This is a genomic window from Flavobacterium sp. N1719, from assembly GCF_025947045.1.
GTDB lineage: Bacteria > Bacteroidota > Bacteroidia > Flavobacteriales > Flavobacteriaceae > Flavobacterium > Flavobacterium stagni.
Window position 1 is genome coordinate 1874310 of sequence record NZ_CP109993.1, and the last position, 19712, is coordinate 1894021.

Below are 19712 nucleotides of genomic sequence, written 5' to 3' on the forward strand. Positions count from 1 at the left end.
ACTCGGTATTATTTTTTGGGTTTGGGGGTATTCTTTTTGTCGTAATTCAAGGTTTCCTTCCGAATGGGCATCGGTAGGTTGGGTTTGGCGTTGTCTTTAGCGGTTGCCGCCTGGATTTTTACCTCGTCTTCGTTTTCTTCAGGCGGGAAAATATCCTCTTTGGACTTTATTTTTTCGTCAATGCGCCACACAAAACCTCTCAGTTTTCGGGCGTTTTCTGGGAAATCTTCTTCGGGGTAAATGGTGCCGCTGACTTTGTCAAAAAAAGTAATCGTTTCGATTTTTCCTTCGTTCATGAGCATGTTGATCCGACTGCACACATTCTTATTGATTCCGATTAACTCGTTTTCGTCGTTGCGCATGAAGTACACCACTTCGTTGTTTTTCACCACATCGACTTCATACAATTTGTTGTCCCGAAATTTCCCGTACAAATTGATGCCCTTGACCTGATTAAATCCGGCGTCGAGCGTATCTTTCGAAATGATAAAAGCATTGTTGAGTACTTTGAGCGAGTCGAGCTTTTCGGTATTATTATTGCCTATCAAATGCATGACATCGCCCGTGAGCTGTTTTTCGTTATTCCATAAAATCGGTTTCCCAATCAATTTCGTCAAGGCATTTTTTTGATCCGAATGAATCGAATCACATTTTCCACTCATGTCGGTTTTGAAGAAACGAACATTTTTTTGCCCGCGTATGATGCGTTCCCCGGCTTTACCTGTCATGTAAATTTTCTTCGCATGCACAAACATGGAGTCTTTTTCAACTTGATAGCGCACACTAGCGCGTTTGGTGATGTAGACCGAATCTTGTTTTTTATACACTTCGGCATAATGACCGCGAACAATCGCTTTGTTGATGGAATCGGTGATTTTGACATTGCGGGTACCCGAAGAAAATTCTTTGGTGCGGTCAAAATACAAACTGTCTCCTTCAATCAAGCGGTCTTTATATTTGATGTAGGATTTTTTTAGAAAATGGCCCACATTCTTTTTGGTGTTGTAAAAGCCATTTTCGGTGTAAATAAAATTGTCTTTACCAGTGATGGTAGAAGGGCCAAACAAATAGGAATGTCCCGAATTGGTATAATAATCCAAATGGTTGGATTTGATGGTGTATTGTGGATTTTTGAGTTCAACCTCTGTCAAAAAACGGTATTTCTTTTCTTTGACATAATAGGTCCCCGAATTACTTTTTAAGGTATTCTCCCGATTCGTGATCACACCTTTCGTTTTGTAAAAGGCTTCTTGTTGCACGCGGTCAAAATGGATCGTGTCGGTCACCAAGCTCGATTCTGGGGAACGCATGACGACATCTCCGGTAGCATAGGCTTTTTTGACATTTCCGTTGTATTCGGCATATTTACTATTCAAATACAAAGTGTCACCTTGTACCATTTGTACTTCGCCAAACGCTTTAATGTAATTTTCCTTTTGAAAAAAATAGGCTTTATTACAGGTCAGGACCACACCTTCGTGGCGCACCCGAACATTACCTGTTAATAAAACGGCATCTGGAATTTCGAATTGGTTGATGTCTTGAAAGTCGGCATTCTCCACCATAATTCTACCCGGTTGGCGTTGGGCAAAAGCGGGTGAAATCAAACTGATTAGACTAATAAGGAGAAAACAAAAGTGTTTCAAGGAAATTAAATTTTGAGGCAAATTTATGAAAATCAGCACAAGGTATTTCGGTATTAAGTTTTTTTTATCAGGTTCAGTATTCGAATTCTAATTTCTATATTTGCTCTTGGTCATTAAAACACCAAAATCATGAAAAAAATACTGCTCTTTGCGGCCTTGGGGATAACGCTTCAAGCCACTGCCCAAGCAAAGAAATCCGACGTACAATTCAAAAAGAAAACAACTAACGTGGAACATAAAAAAGTCGTTTATCAAGTTTTTACGCGCCTTTTCGGCAATACCAATACTACCAACAAACCCTGGGGAACCAAAGAAGAAAATGGGGTTGGGAAGTTTAATGATTTTACCGATAAAGCCTTGCAAGAAATTAAATATTTAGGCGTGACCCACATTTGGTTTACGGGTGTGCCGCATCATGCGTTGGTGGGCGATTATACAAAATATGGTATTTCAAATGACGATCCGGATGTCGTGAAAGGACGCGCGGGTTCGCCCTATGCCGTGAAAGATTATTACAATGTGAATCCTGATTTGGCGGTTGACCCCGCTCGTCGTTTGGAGGAATTTCAAGCCTTGATTGATCGGGCGCACAAACACGGATTGAAGGTGATTATTGACATTGTTCCCAATCATATTGCGCGTAAATATGTGAGTACGTCCAAACCCGATTATGTAAAAGAATTTGGAACAGACGACGATGTGACGCAAGAATACAACCGCAACAACAATTTCTATTACATTCCGGGGCAAGCTTTTGAAGTGCCTACCTCACCGGATTATAAACCCTTAAATGGGGAAGCCCATCCGATGATCGATGGAAAGTTTGATGAAAATCCGGCCAAATGGACCGGTAACGGTTCGCGATTAGCCAAACCCGATATCAACGATTGGTACGAAACGGTCAAAGTGAACTACGGTATTCGTCCCGACGGCACCAAGGATTTTGCCGAATTGCCCGAGGGCTTCGAAAAGAAATCCTATGCCGAGCATTATGATTTTTGGAAAACCCAGGATGTACCCAATTCATGGTGGAAGTTCCGTGAAATCGCCGAATATTGGTTGGCGAAAGGCGTCGACGGTTTCCGTTATGACATGGCGGAAATGGTGCCGTATGAATTTTGGAGCTTTATGAATTCGGCTATAAAAATGAAAAATCCGAAAGCCTTTTTATTGGCGGAAGTATATAATCCCAACGAATACCGCAATTATATCCACAAAGGAAAAATGGATTATTTGTACGATAAAGTAGAAACCTATGATCATTTAAAAGCGGTAATTCAAGGGCGCACCACGACAGATGGTTTAACCGATATTCGCCAACGCAATAAAGATATCGAGCACCACATGTTGCATTTCTTGGACAACCACGACGAACAGCGTTTAGCGAGTCCTGAGTTTGCCGGTTCGGGTGAACGAGGCAAACCCTTGATGGTGGTCTCTACTACTTTGAGTACGGCGCCAACGATGGTGTATTTTGGTCAAGAAGTGGGCGAACCGGGTAATGAAGATGCCGGATTTGGAAAGCGTTCACGCACCAGTATATTTGATTATATCGGTGTACCCAACCACCAACGTTGGATGAACCAAGGCAAGTTTGATGGAGGGCAATTGACCGAAAAAGAAAAGGCACTTCGTGATTTCTACAAACGCTTATTGAATTTTAGTATCAAGAGTTCGGCCCTAATGGGGAACTATTTGGATTTGCATGCAGTCAATGCACAAACGGCAGGATACAACGGACAGCAATACGCCTTTGCGCGTTGGTCGGATACGGAAAAGTTGATGGTAGTTTCCAATTTTGATTCAGAGCATGCCCACCAATACAAATTGAAAATCTCCAATGAATTGATCAACCTTTGGCATTTAAAAGACGGTTCTTATCCCGTGAAAGATGTGTTGTACGGGAAAACGTTTACGCTACAAGTGAAACAAGGTCTAGGATTCATTGACCTGCAGTTGGCAGGTAGTGAATCGTTTATTTTAAAATTATAAAAAACAAAACCCGCTCGTTTAAAGCGGGTTTTTTATTATCTCAAAATCGTTTGTTTTCGATCGGGTCCGACAGAAATAACCTTAATCGGCACTTCCACTTCTTGCTCGATAAACGCGATATAATCTTTTAATTCTTGCGGTAAACTGTCATAAGTAGTTAAGCCCGTTAAATCGGCGTTCCAACCCTTAAATTCTGTATAAATCGGTGTCACATTTTCCTCTTCAATATTGTACGGCAAATGGTGAATGGTTTTCCCTTTGTATTGGTAGGCGGTGCATACTTTCAAAGTTTCAAAGCCCGAAAGTACGTCCCCTTTCATCATCATCAATTGGGTCACACCATTGATTTGAATGGCGTATTTTAATGCTACTAAGTCCAACCAACCACAACGGCGTTGGCGGCCCGTTACCGAACCAAATTCGTTACCCACTTTGGCCATGGTAGCTCCCACTTCGTCAAACAATTCAGTTGGGAAAGGTCCGCTACCTACACGCGTGGTATAGGCTTTGAAAATTCCGAAAACGTCTTTGATTTTATTGGGGGCAATGCCCAATCCTGTACAAGCTCCCGCGGCTGTGGTATTTGATGACGTTACAAAAGGATAGGTTCCAAAATCAACATCAAGCAGCGAACCCTGAGCGCCTTCACATAAAATGGATTTTCCGGCTTTTTGTGCTTGCGCCAAATATTCTTCACTATCAATAAAGGTCAATTTTTTCAATTCTTCGATGGAGGCAAAAAACTCAGCTTCCATTTCGGCCAAATTGTATTGGATGGAAACGTCGTAAAATTTGATCATCTCCTCGTGTTTGTTGGCTAAATTTCGGTAGCGTTCCTGGAAGTCGGCCAACTCGATATCTCCCACACGAATACCATTGCGTCCCGTTTTGTCCATATAGGTCGGACCAATTCCTTTGAGGGTCGAACCGATTTTTGCTTTTCCTTTGGCGGTTTCCGAAGCGGCATCCAACAAACGGTGTGTCGGTAAAATTAAATGCGCTTTACGCGAAATGAACAGTTTGGAAGTCACATCCATGTTGAATTGTGCCAAACCTTCAATTTCTTTTTGGAACACCACCGGGTCAATTACGACGCCATTTCCGATGATGTTGATGGAGTTGGCATGAAAAATTCCGGAAGGGATGGTTCGTAAAACGTGTTTGATACCATCAAATTCTAGAGTATGTCCCGCATTGGGTCCGCCCTGAAAACGGGCAATTATGTCATACTTTGAGGTGAGTACGTCGACAATTTTTCCTTTGCCTTCGTCGCCCCATTGTAATCCTAACAGTAAGTCTACAGTCATTGTTGTGTTGTTTGTGTTGTGTAGTATTATGATTTTTTGCTGGCGTAGAAATAGAGGGAATGGTTGTGAATTTCAATTCCGAAAATTTCTTCCATGGTTTTTTTAATGGTTTGGATGCGCGGATCACAAAACTCAATCACTTCACCCGTATCGGTCATGATGATGTGATCGTGTTGTTTGTCGAAATAGGATTTTTCGTAATGCGCCTGATTTTGACCAAATTGGTGTTTGCGCACCAATCCACAGTCGAGTAGGAGTTCGATGGTATTGTATAACGTCGCCCGACTCACCCGATAGTTTTTGTTTTTCATTTTGATGTACAAATTTTCAATATCAAAATGTTCTTCACTATCGTAAATCTCCTGAAGAATCGCATAGCGCTCAGGGGTTTTACGGTGTCCGTTCGATTCAAGATAGGCCGTAAAAACGTTTTTCACGGTCTCTTGATTTTTAGCGTTATCCGTAGCGATTTGTGTCATAGGCTACAAAGATACTTTTTTGTTTAAAGGAGGCAAAACTTGTGGTTGTTTTTTTAATGGGGCAATGCAACAATGTGTCGATGAGACAATGAGACAATGTGCCTATGAGTCAATGAGGTGAATTGAAAATGGATTTCAAATAAACTGTTAAACCCCATCCACATTTAAATTTAGAATTTAAAATAATTAGCTATAGACGCGCGTGACTTTTTCAATACCATCAATTTTCTTAATGTTATCGATCATGCGTTTTAAGATTTGGTTGTTTTGCACAACTACTGTGACCTGACCGTTGAAAATTCCTGCTTCACCACTCAGGGAAATACTTTGAATATTCACATGCATTTGGTTGGAGATGACTTTCGTGAGTTCGTTGGTCAATCCTAAAGTGTCCATTCCTGTGATGTTCAAGATCACTTTGAACTCTTGTTTGGTCGAGTCGATCCAGCGCGCTTGCATGATGCGGTAGGCATAATTGGATTGTAAGCTAATGGCATTCGGACAGTCTTTTTTGTGGACTTTAATCCCTTCATTAATGGTCACAAAACCAAATACATCATCACCTGGAATGGGATTACAACACGACGCCAATTTATAATCCAAGCGGTCTTGTTCTTTTCCAAATACCAAAAGATCATAGTTGCTCGTCAGCTCTTGACGGTTGATTTCATCCGGGTTGGACGAATGCGAGCGTTTGATTTTATTTTTGAAGAAATTAATCAGCGTATTACTTTTCTGCGCCGCATAATCTTTCAATTGCTGATTCTCGATGGCGCCAATTCCTACACGATAAAACAAGTCCAAACTCGTTTTAAGTTTGAAGTAGTTCACCAATTCGTTGACCACCCCTTCATTCAGGGTGATTTTGAGGTGTTTTAATTTACGTGTCAGTAATTCTTTTCCTTCTTCGGCAATTTTTTTGGTGTCTTCGTTAAGTACACTTCGAATTTTATTTTTCGCGCGAGAAGTTGTCACATAATCCAACCAGTTAATCGTTGGTTTTTGATGGGAAGAAGTGATAATTTCAACCTGATCCCCGCTTTTCAATTCGTGATTCAAGGGAACTAAACGTCCGTTAACTCTTGTCCCTCGCGTTTTAATTCCGATTTCGGAGTGAATGCTAAAGGCAAAGTCCAACGAAGTCGCGCCTTTGGGTAAGGATTTGATTTCTCCTTTGGGTGTAAAGACGAAGATTTCCTTAGCATACAAATTCATTTTGAAATCTTCGACAAAGTCGACCGCATTGGATTCTGAGTTTTCCAACGCTTCTTTCAACAAGTTTAGCCATTTTTCAAGTCCAGATTCTTCCGTAGCGCCTTGTTTGTATTTGTAATGCGCCGCGTATCCTTTTTCCGCGATTTCGTCCATGCGTTCGCTTCGAACTTGTATTTCGACCCAACGGCCTTTCGGACCCATGACGGTGATGTGCAAGGCTTCATAACCAGTTGATTTTGGTGATGAAATCCAGTCGCGCAAACGGCTCGGACTCGGACGATAGTGGTCGGTTACGACGGAATAAATTTTCCATGCAAGGAATTTTTCGTCGTGGGTATTGGATTTATAAATAATGCGTAATGCAAATTTGTCGTATACTTCATCAAAGGTCACGCGCTGCACCATCATTTTACGACGAATCGAATAAATGGATTTGGGTCGGCCCTTGATGATATACTCAATCCCTTCTTCGTCCAAAGATTTTCGCAACACATCCGACACCATTTTGATGTAAGCATCTTGCTCTTCTTTGGTCTCTTTGATTTTACTGACAATGTCGTTGTAAATGGTCGGTTCTGTATATTTCAACCCCAAATCTTCCAATTGGGTTTTGATGTTGTACAATCCCAAACGGTGGGCGAGAGGCGCATAGATGTATAAGGTTTCCGAAGCAATTTTCTCTTGCTTGTATTGCGGCATCGAATCCATCGTTTGCATGTTGTGCAAGCGGTCGGCGATTTTGATGAGAATTACCCGAACATCATCGTTTAACGTAAGCAGCATTTTTCGGAAATTCTCCGCCTGCATCGAGATGTTCATGTCTTTTTTTACCTGTGCAATTTTGGTCAATCCACCCACCAATTGGGCAATTTTTGGATTGAATTGCTTTTCGATGTCTTCAACAGTGATTGGCGTATCTTCTACCACATCGTGCAACAGTGCTGCCGCGATACCCGTGGCACCCAAACCAATTTCAGAAGCCACGATTTTAGCCACCCCAATAGGATGAAAAATATAAGCTTCACCGGATTTACGGCGTTGGTCTTTGTGTGCATCTACGGCCACATCAAACGCTTTGCGAATCAGTTTTTTATCGTCCACACTTAAGGTTTGGTAACTGATGCGCAAAAGTTCTTTGTATTCTCTAGCGAGTGCTTTTTTCTCTTCTTCTAAATCTATCTCGTGCATAAGAAATCGTTGGGTTGGCTAAATATACAACATTTTCAGCCAATCCTGCAAGATGGAAAGATAGGTTTTGTCTATTCGACCTTCGAAAAATTCAAATCTTGAAAATCGTAACTGAAATCGGTCAACGGCGAAATCGCTTCCATTGTAAAACCGATGATTTTCCCGCTGGAATCGCGTTTAAAGTACACGTGGGCATCGGCCAATAAACTGCGGTTGTACCATTTCACAGCATAATGATCGCCTTCCACCCAATGTAAGGTTCCCGTGAGTCGGGGCGAACGATGGGAAGTGAAAATGGTTTTGCCTTTGGTCGAACTAATCGTAACTTCCCCAAACCACGGGTCTTTGAATTCGCCAGCCACTTTTGAATAATCGACTTTTATTTTATTCGTTTCGTTTTGCGTGACTTGCGCCCATATTTTATCAGTGATTTCATCGGCATTGTTTTCTTTCGCTTTGCGCTCTGTACTTAAAGCCGTAACGTGATCGGGATAGTTGAATCCCAAATAGGCATCTTTAATAGAGTTTGAAATCGCATTGAAAGCCGAACCGCTTTGTTGGTTAGTGAACACAATAATCCCCAATTGATCTTCGGGAAAAAGAATGGTTTGTGTTACAATTCCGTCCAAACCACCGGTATGAGAAACCTGTAGATGGCCGTTAATATCGGTCAATTGCCATCCCAATCCATAGGTCTTAAAATGGCAGGTGTAAGGCGCCACATTCGTAATCGGCATAATGGTTTGAGGGGTCCACATTTCACTATGAGTAGCTAAACTGAATAATTGCTTTTCGAGATTCGGTCCGTATTTGCCGCGATTCATTTGGGCAATTACCCATTTGCTCCAATCATTCACCGAGGTTTGAACGCCCGCCGCCGCATCAAAAATGGGGTTTTTATACCGTTTGATGACTTCCAATTTGCCATTAGTAGGCACATGCGGCACGATGGCATTGGTGGTATCTTTGAGTCGGTTCCATGAAGTCGCACTGCGCTTCATTTCCAACGGTTCCATCAGGTTTTTCTCTACAAATTCATTCCAAGACATTCCAGATACTTTGGCCACAACTTCACCTGCTATGATGTACAATAAATTGTCGTAATCGTATTCCGTACGAAAGCCGGAAACGGGTTTTAAATATTGAATGTTTTGGATAATGTCTTTGGGGGTAAAATTATGTCCGTCGGGCCAAATCATCAAATCCCCAGCGCCCAATCCCAGTCCGCTCTTATGAATCAACAAATCCCGAATGGTGAATTCTTTTGTAACATAGTCGTTATACATTTTAAACTCGGGTAAATATTGAATGACTTTATCGTCCCATTGTATTTTCTTTTGATCGACCAAAATTCCCAACGCGGCTGCAGTCATCGCTTTGCTGTTGGAAGCTACCGCAAATAAAGTATTGGCATCGACCTTTTCTTGCGTTTTAATATTGGTAACTCCATAGCCTTTTGCCATTACTAATTTTCCGTCTTTGATAATTCCGACTGCTATACCGGGCACGTTAAAGGCTTTACGCGTACGTTCTACCACATCGTCCAATTGGGCTTCGGTCATTTGGGCGAAAGTTGTGAGTGAAAAGATGAGGAACAGGGTAGCTACAAGTGTTTTTTTCATGGGAAGAATAGTTAAATTAAAAACCACGTTGGCGTTTGGCTTCAAAAAGTAAGATCGCTGCCGCCACGGACACATTCATGGAATCGATGGTGCCCGACATGGGGATGATGATATTTTGGGTGGCCGCTTCCCGCCACGTAGCGGTGAGTCCGGTGGCTTCTGTGCCTACTACAAGGGCGGTCGGACCCGTATAATCGTTTTCGTGATAGGCGTTTGAATTTTGTAAAGTGGCGCTATAAATGGCGATATTTTTTTGTTGTAAAAAGGTAATGACTTCTTCAGAGCTTCCTGTGGCAATGGGATTGGTAAATAAACAACCTACGCTGGAGCGCACGATATTGGGATTGTAAAGATCTGTTTTAGGGTTGGCAATCAAAACGGCATCGGCACCTACGGCATCGGCTGTGCGTAACAATGCACCCAGATTCCCGGGTTTTTCAATCGCTTCAGCTACTAAAACCAATGGGTTTTTGGGTAAATCTAAACGAGCAATTTCGTGATTTTTCATTTTTGCTACCGCAACAATTCCCTCTGTGGTATCGCGATAGGCCAGTTTTTGATAGACTTCTTTATGAATTTCAATCCATTCACAAGAATCGGGTAGTTGTTTTTGCAGTTCAGAATAATCGATGAGTTCAGGAACAAACAATACGGTTTCCAATTCGTATCCACCTTTCAAGGCCAGTTCAATTTCCCGTTGGCCTTCAATCAAAAATGTGCCGGATTGTTTTCGGGCTTTGGCTTTTTCTTGCAAAAGGACAAGGGATTTGATGAACGGATTTTGGGTCGAACTGATTTGTTTCAAAACAATAAATTTAGAAGGCTAAAATACGAGAAATCGGCGAAACCTTAAAATGTGAAATAGAGCCAACCCACATAGGGTTCAGGATAGCCATCGTCGTTTAATTTCAGAACATAATAATAGGTTCCTTTGGGCGAAATATAATCACTAATGGTGTTTTTATCGATCGAAAATCCGTCCCATTCAGGTAAGTTGTTATTACCTGTCCATACCAAATGGCCCCAACGGTTGTAGATTTCAAGGGTGAAGTGGGTGAAAATATTATATAACCCGTCAATATGAAAAGTGTCATTTGCTCCATCTCCATTACCCGATACATAGTTGTAAATCGTGGGCGGACAGTTTTTGGTTTGCAATTCAAACGAACCAATGGTATAACAATGGGTATTATCAATGCGGAAGTAAATGGTTTTGGGTGTGGCATTTGCCCAGTAATTTTCGGGAGTAAGGATGGCATTGACCTGATTCGTCGCATCACTCACAGATTCATAGTAGCCTGAAAATTGCGCTGATGACGCATCAAATGCGGTATTCGCATAGTCGAAAAAGTCAAATTGACCGGAAGTGATCCCTTGGTTACAACTGACCAATGGCGCTAAGGCTTGAACTACCGGACTCGTCCATAATGAGATGGAAAACGATGCCGCGTTATTGTTTTCAATGAGTTCGATCACCGTACTCTGACCCAATCCGTTGTCGTCCACTTGTGCGTCCAACGTAAAAGTATCCGGAACAGTTGATGGAATAGTAAGGGTAATTTGTCCCGTTTCACTTCCATTAATAGGAAGGATGGTTTGGGTTTGGGCTTGCCCCACAAGCGTTCCTCCAATATAAAATGCAATTGGCGTTTGTGCGGGGAGTGGGTCGGTGGCATTCGGGTTGGAAACCGTATAATGCACTGTAATATCCCGTGAATCGCAACTTTGATCGACCGAATCGATTTGAATGACGGCATCAGGGAGCTGACTGTTAAATGTCGTAACTATGACATTCATTAAGACCATATCCTGTCCCGAAGTGAGTTGGATCAAAGCTGAGGTATCCCCAATTTGGATGTTGTTTTGAATGGAGTAAATGTCCAAATCCATGTTGTACATGGTCGAACTCCCTGTAATGGAATTGGTGCCGTTAAACGCATTCGTCGCCGGATTTAAAGGCGGATTACTCAATAGATTTCCGTTGATGCGCAAACTTTCATTTACGGCTAAATTGGAGTCACCTTCCCATGCCACAAATCCAATTTTGGCCCCAATATTATCGACCACATTCAAGTTGGTTAAATTGATATTTATTGACGATGGAATGCTTTGTAAACCGTCATAAATATTCACTTGATTGATGGGTAATGTAGGATCAGAATACACAATTACCAAGGCCCAACCCGCAAAATTGGTTCGGTTTAAACAATAGCCGGGCTGAGTTATAAGTTCATTACTAATGTCTAAGTCAGCTAAAGTGTAGATTCCGTTGCCTGTGGATTGGAGTAGGGCAGTGACATCAGCAAAGGCACTAAAATAGGGAAGTCCGGAGGAGCTGTTAATGTTTGAAAATAATCGAGTTGCGGTTACAGTTTGGTTGTTTAAAGAAACCGAAGTGTCGCCGGTACCCGAACCTGCCCAATATAGAAAGGCTTGGTGCAATTGTTGTGTTCCCGAAAGTGTAAGTGTCGCCGAAGAAGCGGCTGCAATCAAATTTTCACAACCAGCGGTGGTGTTATTTTCTCCCAAATTCAGGGTGTTGCCCACAAAAGTAAAATCGTAACGACCATTATATTGTTGGTACAAGCCTACATTTTGCCCATACATTTTTCCCAATAGGAAAAAAATCAACAATAATCTTGTGTAACAGACGTTTGGCATTGAAATTGTTTTATTGCATCTAAAAATAGTAATTTATTTTTTAATTATCGTTAAATTTGAATTGGTCTAACTAAAACGGACCAATCGAAATCACAGAGAATCAACAGATTTGTACCAAATAATCCCATACCAACCTTCCGATTATGAGCGATGGAATGCCTTTGTAGCGCAATCCCGTAACGGTACTTTTTTATTTCATCGCGATTTTATGGAATACCACCAAGATCGATTTCATGATTTTTCAATGTTGGTGGTTAAAGAGGAAAAAGTTGTTGCCCTTTTGCCCGCCCATCGTGTTGATAATGCGGTGTTTTCCCATTGGGGTCTCACGTATGGCGGCTTGGTATTGCCCGTTTATACCCATGTTTCCGAAGTAATTGGCATTTTACAATCCATTTTAAACTATTTGTATCAAAATAAAATTGAATCGTTGCATCTAAAAGAAATCCCTTCTTTTTATTGCCAAGGTTTCAATGGGGATTTAGCGTATATACTGTACCAATGTCAGGCACAAATTACCCGAGCTGATTTGCTCTCTACCCTCGATTTGACACTTCCATTGGCGATTTCAAAATCCCGAAAAGAAAGCATTCGTCGGGGTCAAAAGAAGGGTTTGATCGTACGGGAAGAAACGGATTTAACCGCTTTTTGGAACGAATTGTTGATTCCGAATCTCGCCCAACGGCATGCCGCAAAGCCGGTGCATACGCTGGAAGAAATGACACTTTTGCAAAGCCGTTTTCCTCAAAACATTCGCCATTTCAATGTCTATGAAGGCGAAAATTTAATTGCGGGAACCACAGTATTTTGTACAGGTCGGGTAGCCCATCCACAATATATTGCGGGCGATGACCGTCGTTCAGAAACGGGTGCGTTGGATTTTTTATACCATTATTTGATCACAAAAGTGTATTCCGATTGTGCTGTTTTCGATTTTGGAATTTCGAATGAAAACCAGGGGAAAAATATCAATAGTGGCTTGCAGTTTTGGAAAGAATCCTATGGTGCCCAACCCGTTGTTCAACATTTTTATCAACTGGCCACTGCCTCTTATGTTCAATTAGATTCGATACTCCTATGATTCCATTTTTAAACTTACAAGCGCTCCATGCTCCGCATCACGAAGCCTATCATTTGCGTTTGCAACATATCTTGGATCAGGGCCAATTTATATTGGGTGAGGAAGTAGCTCGTTTTGAAAAATCCTTTGCCGAGTTTTGTGGCGCTCCGTATGCCATCGGAGTTGGAAATGGTTTGGACGCGATAACTCTCACGTTACGCGGGTATCAACAATTAGGAAAATTGCAACCCGGGGATCATGTGTTGGTGCCCGCCAATACATTTATCGCTTCGATAATCGGAATTCGGGAAGCAGGAATGGTACCTGTTTTGGTAGAACCCGATCCGGAAACCTATAATCTCTCCACAAAAGATTTAGAAAAGTATTTAAGTTCCAAAGTCAGAGCAATCATGGTCGTTCATTTGTACGGTCAATTAGCTCCCATGGAGGAATTGATCGCCTTTGCCGAGAAACACCAATTGCTACTCCTTGAAGATGCGGCCCAAGGTCATGGTTTGCCCAAAGTGGGGAATCATACCCAAACTTACAGTTTTTATCCTGGGAAAAATTTAGGAGCACTTGGTGATGCAGGGGCGGTGATTACGCATGATGACAACCTTTATACTGTACTTAAACAGCTCCGAAATTACGGTTCTGACCAAAAATACCACAACGAATTGCCCGGTGTGAATTCGCGACTTGATCCCTTGCAAGCGGCTTTTTTGTCGGTGCGACTCCCATTTGTCAAACCTGAAAATGAACAGCGTCGCGCCATTGCCAAACGGTATACTGCCGAAATTAATCATCCTTTGATAAAAACCCCAAGCATTGCGGATTACAACCGTCATGTGTTTCATTTGTATGTTGTTCGTTGTGCACAACGCGATGCCTTGCAAAAATATTTATTAGAAAAAGGGATTGAAACGTTGATTCATTATCCCATACCGCCTCACAAACAAGGTGCGTTTCCCGAGTTATATCATTTGCAATTACCCCTTACTGAACAATTGCACCGCGAAGTGTTGAGTTTGCCCATGAGTCCGCTCCTCACCGATGAAGAAGTATCGTACATCATCCAAACTTTAAACGCGTTTTAATGGCCGGACTACGTTCAATATGGAAAGAAGATTTATGGAAAATTGCGTCCCTGAACAGTCTTTCCATTGGGTTAAAGTTGGTCACCGGATTTATCACGTCCAAGCTATTGGCGGTTTACATCGGACCTGCCGGATTGGCATTGGTGGGAAATTTGCGAAATTTTCTCACTTCTGTAGAGAATATCGCAACCTTCGGGTTCACCAACGGCATTGTGAAATATACCGCTTCGTACCAAGACCAACCCAAACGGCAACAAGAGTTTATCAATTCGGTGCTTACGTTTCTGCCTATCATGGCGCTGCTGTGTTCACTCGGAATAGGCGGCTTTGCTTCGTATTGGAATGCATGGCTTTTAGAAGGCGATTCCGCTTATAACTCCGTGTTTTTTTATGTAGCGTTAGCCTTGCCATGGTATTTGGTGAGTGTGGTGCTAACCTCCATTCTCAACGGTTTAGAAGCCTACAAAAAAGTGGTGTACACCCAAATTTTTGGCATGTTGGCAGGTTTGGCACTTACCGTTGGATTGGTACTAACCACGCAAACCTATGGCGCATTAATAGCAGTAGTGGCCGCTCCAGCACTTCAATTTTTTGCGGTTGTCTTTTATTTAAAAAAACAAATACAAGGTTTCCGTTTCCAAATTCATAACAGTGATTTACAAAATTTATCCCATTATTCATTGATGGCCATTGCCTCCTCAGTGATTGGTCCGTTGGTATTTATTGCCATTCGAAACCGACTTATCCTTTCGTCGGGGATGGATGCCGCAGGGTATTGGGAAGCGTTGAGTCGAATCTCCAGTTATTATTTTTTGTTTTTATCCACGTTAATCGGCTTGTATTTTTTACCGCGATTGGCTAAAGTCACTACAATAGCTGAAGAAAAGTCCATTTTGAAATCGTATTTTTATCAACTCATGCCCGTATTTACCGTAGGCTTAATTGGAATTTATCTATTCAGAGTATGGGTAGTGCGTTTGTTTTTTACCAGTGCGTTCGAACCCGTAAATGACCTATTGCTATGGCAGTTACTAGGTGATTTTGGAAAAGGAATGGCGTTGATTTTAGGCTATCGTTTTTTTGCTTATCGCCAAACCCAATTGTTCCTTTTTACCGAATTGTTTTCGTTGGCCAGCTTGTATTTTTTAGCCCAATACGGCATACAAACCGAAGGTGTTGTCGGACTTATGAAAGCCTATGCGCTGAATTACGGAATTTATTTCGTCTTACTCGCCTTGCTTTACCGATTTGGAAAGCCCGTGCATCGCTAGATCGCCGCGACCATAGCCGTGCACTTCGATGCAATCGTATTGAGCTAAATCATATACGGCTTGAATGCGTCTGACTTTCTCTACAGCATTGCAATTTTTTCCGTGTAAATTCCCGGTAAGTCGGTTGTTTTTGTATTCCAAATGAGTCGCAATAAGGTCGAATTGTTGTTGTTCTGTCCAAGCTTCTAGCCATTCTTTCGCGGAAGCGGTCACAACACAAATTGTGGCATGCTCTTGTTCTTTTTTTAAAGAATCAAAAAGCGTACGATTCAATGCTTTATCAATTTCATGCAAAGCAAACTGCCGACCGATGGATGCCAATTTATCTTTTGGCATGCCCCCAAAAAAGAAACGTAACCAAGAGGTTTTGGCTTTAGTAGGTGAAACTAATCGAAGCAAATAACCGAGTAAAATTGGACTTAAACACAACATTCCGAAGAAATAACGAAAACGGCCAAAATAAATCCGTGTAAATACCAACATGCTATCTTTGCGGTACAAGGTTTCGTCAAAATCTACAAATACGATTTTTTTCATGCTTGTCCGTATAAAAGTAAGCCCATAAAGAGTAGCCAACCCAAAAGGGTGAATTGTAAATAACGGTCTTTTAAAACCAAGGTATTCGGAGCCAAAGGTGTTTGATCGACTATGGCCAATTTCAAGTACCGCAGTAATCCGTTCAAAACAAAAAAGGCAGAGATATAAATGTAATCGGAATGGTATTGGTTTTGGATGTCCGGACTCATGCAATACATCAAATACGCCACCGTGATTAACGCACTTAGTATTCCTAAACAAGTATCGATGAAGGCTAAATTATAATGTTCGATGTTTTTCCGAGTGGTCACGCCTTCCAAATGTAAGATGAAATCGGTTCGGCGTTTGGCTAAAGCCAGAAATAAAGCTAAAAGATAGGTTTCCAGAATAATCCAAATCGAAAGATGGGTCGATGAGGCTATACTTCCCACCCATAACCGCAACAAAAATCCGATCGCGATAATCGACACATCCACCAAGGCAATTTGTTTGAGTCGGATACTATAAAGAATATTAATAAAAAGGTAAAGTGCCAAAACCCCCACGATTTTGGGTTGGCAATAATAGGCAAGGGCGAATCCAATTCCGAGTAATATGCCGGCCAATTGATAGGCTGCACTCAACGATACATCACCAGCGGCCAACGGTCGGTTTTTCTTTACCGGATGCGCTTGATCTTCTACGATGTCCCGACTGTCATTAAAAATATAAACACTACTGGCAATCGCACAAAAAGCAATAAAGCCCAAACAGGTGTTGCCCATTTGTTCCCAAGTGATTCCACCCGAAAAGAACAACGGCGCCGCAATAAAGGCGTTCTTAATGTACTGTTCCGGTCTTAGAAGTTTGAGGTAAGGGTGCATTGAGCGATGATCCGTTATAAACAATGAAATGTTGCGTTTCCTTGATGGGGTGAAAATGGCGAACGATATAATCGGTGACCACACTGAAATCCGCTCGGTCTTTGGGCATGAATAATTCGTTCCCTTTGATGAAGGATTTCTCTACGAAAATAAGGTTTTCTTTTTGACTAGCAATTTTTAGAAGTGTTTTCGGGTCGCGGTGAATTTCCCAATTCAATAACCAGTCGGCAGGCAATGGATTACGTAGGGAAAACGCATAATAACCCATGGGAATATTGGGAGCGAAAATGTATTTTTTATGGGGGTAAGTGGCTTGCAGTGTTTTGAGTTCTTTCATTTTTTCAAAATGCCCTTTGCTGGTTTGTATCCCTTCCAATTTTGCACTGACCACACCGAGATTGTAATGCAATTCGGATAACGGACGTTCCGCATAGGGTTGGTAGTGATATACAGTCCCTGTAATGAGAAAACAAGCGGTGGTCCATTGGAACAAAGGCATATAATTTTTGGGCATCCCTTCGAAAACAAAAAAATAGAACACGAGTAGGAGTCCGAGTCCCATAAAAATCGGAAAAGGATAGCCCAAACTAATGCTCGAACACCAAGCGATTCCGAGAATAATCCCTAAAGGTGTTGACTTCATCCAATCCTTTTTTTGGAGGGATAAAAAGGATATCATGCCAATTAATAACACACACCATAGCAAACGAGCACCTTCTTGAAAAGTGGTGAGCAATCCGTAGACCAAAGCCCATAAGCTACCGGCAATGGCGATTTGAAGCAGCATTTGACGGAAGGTTAGTTTTTGATAAAGCGCATAAATAATAATGAGTAAGGCCATTACTCCCACAGGAATCCAAGCCAAGCCCAGGTTTTTGTATCCTAAAATATAATTCTGAATTCCGGAAAGCCACAAGTCGGATAAAGTTGTTTCTCCCGTGGTATGTGCTATAAAAGCAGGGAGTAAATGATTGAGGTACAGGGCTAAAACGCCAATTCCAAGAAAGAAAAGTTGCCACAAAAACAACCAAAGTCCTTTTTTACTATCAAAATACACTACCGTTGCTACAAGAAATAATAGGGGAACGGGATAAAACGATTGTTTGGTTAAGGCCGATAGAATCGTCATTAAAGCGATGATGGGCCATAGAAAAGCATTTTTTTTATGGGCATATGCACCCAACAAATAAAAAGCGATGGACGCGAATAAGAGTCCGTCCGTGGTTGGCCAAGGATACATGGGGAAAAATTGAACGGAAAAACAAATTCCGCCCAAGGCAAGTACGCTTACCGTAGTTTTTTCCCAACGATAAAAGAATTTAAACCCTTTGACCCAGAAGCGGATTTGCAAAAAGAAGAGGCACCAATTGATCAATTTTAAAATATAAAATTGCCCGACTAAAGGTGTGATTTTCATCAAGCCAGCCCAAAGGTACAAGGTGGCGGGCGGACCTTTATAATAAAAGTCGCGGTAGGGAATTTCGCCGTTTAGGATGCGCCAACTGTACCCTACGATATAACCACTGTCCCAAAGGTCCATTCCTTGGGTGGCGAGAAAGACTGCCGCAGCAACACAGAGTAGCGGTACTATTAATTTACGGAATTCCATGTTTGTAAATACTGTTGTGCTACAGCAATGTAATCATGGTGTTGGCGAATAAAAGCTTGTGCATTTGCACTAATGCGTTCAATCTTTTCGGGATGTTGAATAAGGTCACCCAGTTGTTGCGCTAAATATTCGGCATCGGGGAGGGCATTAATAGCTACTTCATTTTCTTGTAATCCGTATTGATTCAAAAATTCAGTTTCAGCTCCCGTGAAAACCACTTTACCTTGGGCCATTGCCTCTAACGCATTATAACCTTGGTCAAAAGCAAAAACTTGATCTAAGAGGATATGTGCTTTTTCAAAATAGGTATGGTATTCGCAATAGGGGATATCGGTAGTTGTGATTATTTCGGCTCGATCTCCCCAACGTTCTTTTACTATAGTGAGGGCTTCTTCAAAAAAACGAATCCCTTTGGTGTGGTAATTTCCTGAATTGATACCTAAAAAAATAACCACTTTATCGTGAACAGGATTGGGTTGGAAGGTATTCTTTTCGGTATTGACAGGATTCGGAATGAGTCCCATGAACTTCGGATGATTGCGTAAAGGCGCCACATAATCCAAATCAGAAGCGATGATACCTTTACAATGTTCCATTAAAAACGCATGAATTTTTTGATGTTCCGGCGTTTGGTATTCCCACATAAAAAGGTATTCTGCGGACGTAGTTTGTTGGTTTTCAAAATACGGATTCATGATTGAGTACCGTTCTTTTTTGGCCAACATATGTTCGAGGTTAAGCGTATCTACGCCACAACTCAATAGAAAACAATTCGCGTTTTGTGCGACAATTGTTTGAATTAAATTAAATTCCCAGTTGGGTGTTGTTTGTATCGGCTTTTCATTGATGAATTGCACAACGTCAAAATCTTTCAATTGCGGCAAGTGTTTCCAAAAGCGAAAGCCGTGTTCGTAAATCACCAAGTCTTTTTTGAAGAGTCGGAACCAAATTCGACGAATAAGTGATCCGGGCACGGATTTAAAAAAGCGACCTCTAATGGAAATGTCTGCGGGATAATTTTTAAAGCCGTCGCCGTTATTCACTAACACAACCTCATGGCCCAAAGCCTGAAGTCCTTCTTTTAAGGTGTTGTGCAGCCGACTAAATTCGCCCAACAGTAGTATTCTCACTTTCGTTATATTTGTTGTGGCTAAAATAGGAAATT

The 19712-nt window shown here is 41.7% G+C and carries 15 protein-coding genes; 4 read left to right on the forward strand and 11 right to left on the reverse strand.

What is annotated here, in order from left to right:
* Positions 1–8: 8 nt before the first annotated feature.
* Positions 9–1565, reverse strand: coding sequence for an OstA-like protein (locus OLM45_RS08070; RefSeq protein ID WP_264512955.1), 1557 nt, complete (start codon positions 1563–1565; stop codon positions 9–11).
* A 210-nt stretch (positions 1566–1775) separates the two neighbouring features.
* Here OLM45_RS08070 and OLM45_RS08075 point away from each other — a divergent pair, with 210 nt between their 5' ends.
* The gene (locus tag OLM45_RS08075; protein ID WP_264509485.1) at positions 1776–3638 is read left to right on the forward strand and encodes an alpha-amylase family protein; all 1863 of its coding nucleotides are present in this window, start codon (positions 1776–1778) and stop codon (positions 3636–3638) included.
* Positions 3639–3673: 35 nt separating this feature from the next.
* Here OLM45_RS08075 and OLM45_RS08080 read toward each other — a convergent pair whose 3' ends face one another.
* From OLM45_RS08080 to OLM45_RS08105, 6 genes are all read right to left on the reverse strand, one after another.
* Positions 3674–4945, reverse strand: a complete 1272-nt coding sequence (locus OLM45_RS08080) for an adenylosuccinate synthase (protein WP_264509486.1) — start codon at positions 4943–4945, stop codon at positions 3674–3676.
* 26 nt (positions 4946–4971) lie between these two features.
* Positions 4972–5424 (reverse strand): Fur family transcriptional regulator, encoded by a 453-nt coding sequence (locus OLM45_RS08085; RefSeq protein ID WP_129460985.1) that lies wholly within the window; start codon positions 5422–5424, stop codon positions 4972–4974.
* A 186-nt stretch (positions 5425–5610) separates the two neighbouring features.
* Complete coding sequence (locus OLM45_RS08090; RefSeq protein ID WP_264509487.1) at positions 5611–7827, reverse strand: RelA/SpoT family protein; 2217 nt, start codon at positions 7825–7827, stop codon at positions 5611–5613.
* A gap of 71 nt (positions 7828–7898) precedes the next feature.
* The gene (locus tag OLM45_RS08095; protein ID WP_264509488.1) at positions 7899–9449 is read right to left on the reverse strand and encodes a serine hydrolase; all 1551 of its coding nucleotides are present in this window, start codon (positions 9447–9449) and stop codon (positions 7899–7901) included.
* Positions 9450–9465: 16 nt separating this feature from the next.
* Positions 9466–10254, reverse strand: a complete 789-nt coding sequence (locus OLM45_RS08100) for a TrmH family RNA methyltransferase (protein WP_264509489.1) — start codon at positions 10252–10254, stop codon at positions 9466–9468.
* 44 nt (positions 10255–10298) lie between these two features.
* Positions 10299–12110 (reverse strand): gliding motility-associated C-terminal domain-containing protein, encoded by a 1812-nt coding sequence (locus OLM45_RS08105; RefSeq protein WP_264509490.1) that lies wholly within the window; start codon positions 12108–12110, stop codon positions 10299–10301.
* A gap of 109 nt (positions 12111–12219) precedes the next feature.
* Between OLM45_RS08105 and OLM45_RS08110 the strand changes: the two genes are divergently transcribed.
* From OLM45_RS08110 to OLM45_RS08120, 3 genes are read left to right on the forward strand one after another with little or no spacing between them, the layout of a single operon-like run.
* Positions 12220–13191, forward strand: coding sequence for a GNAT family N-acetyltransferase (locus OLM45_RS08110; protein WP_264509491.1), 972 nt, complete (start codon positions 12220–12222; stop codon positions 13189–13191).
* Positions 13188–14267, forward strand: coding sequence for a DegT/DnrJ/EryC1/StrS family aminotransferase (locus OLM45_RS08115; RefSeq protein WP_264509492.1), 1080 nt, complete (start codon positions 13188–13190; stop codon positions 14265–14267). The genes OLM45_RS08110 and OLM45_RS08115 overlap by 4 nt, the downstream gene beginning before the upstream one ends.
* A complete protein-coding gene (locus OLM45_RS08120; protein ID WP_264509493.1) occupies positions 14267–15538 on the forward strand; it encodes an O-antigen translocase in 1272 nt (423 codons plus the stop codon). The genes OLM45_RS08115 and OLM45_RS08120 overlap by 1 nt, the downstream gene beginning before the upstream one ends.
* Here OLM45_RS08120 and OLM45_RS08125 read toward each other — a convergent pair.
* The 4 genes from OLM45_RS08125 to OLM45_RS08140 are packed head-to-tail and all read right to left on the reverse strand — an operon-like array spanning position 15494 to position 19677.
* Entirely contained in the window at positions 15494–16075 is a 582-nt protein-coding gene (locus OLM45_RS08125; protein ID WP_264509494.1) for an HAD-IB family phosphatase, read from the reverse strand. The genes OLM45_RS08120 and OLM45_RS08125 overlap by 45 nt on opposite strands.
* Positions 16072–16938 (reverse strand): UbiA prenyltransferase family protein, encoded by an 867-nt coding sequence (locus OLM45_RS08130; RefSeq protein ID WP_264509495.1) that lies wholly within the window; start codon positions 16936–16938, stop codon positions 16072–16074. The genes OLM45_RS08125 and OLM45_RS08130 overlap by 4 nt, the downstream gene beginning before the upstream one ends.
* The gene (locus OLM45_RS08135; protein ID WP_264509496.1) at positions 16895–18547 is read right to left on the reverse strand and encodes a YccS/YhfK family membrane protein; all 1653 of its coding nucleotides are present in this window, start codon (positions 18545–18547) and stop codon (positions 16895–16897) included. The genes OLM45_RS08130 and OLM45_RS08135 overlap by 44 nt, the downstream gene beginning before the upstream one ends.
* Positions 18529–19677, reverse strand: coding sequence for a glycosyltransferase (locus OLM45_RS08140; RefSeq protein WP_264509497.1), 1149 nt, complete (start codon positions 19675–19677; stop codon positions 18529–18531). The genes OLM45_RS08135 and OLM45_RS08140 overlap by 19 nt, the downstream gene beginning before the upstream one ends.
* Positions 19678–19712: the final 35 nt, after the last annotated feature.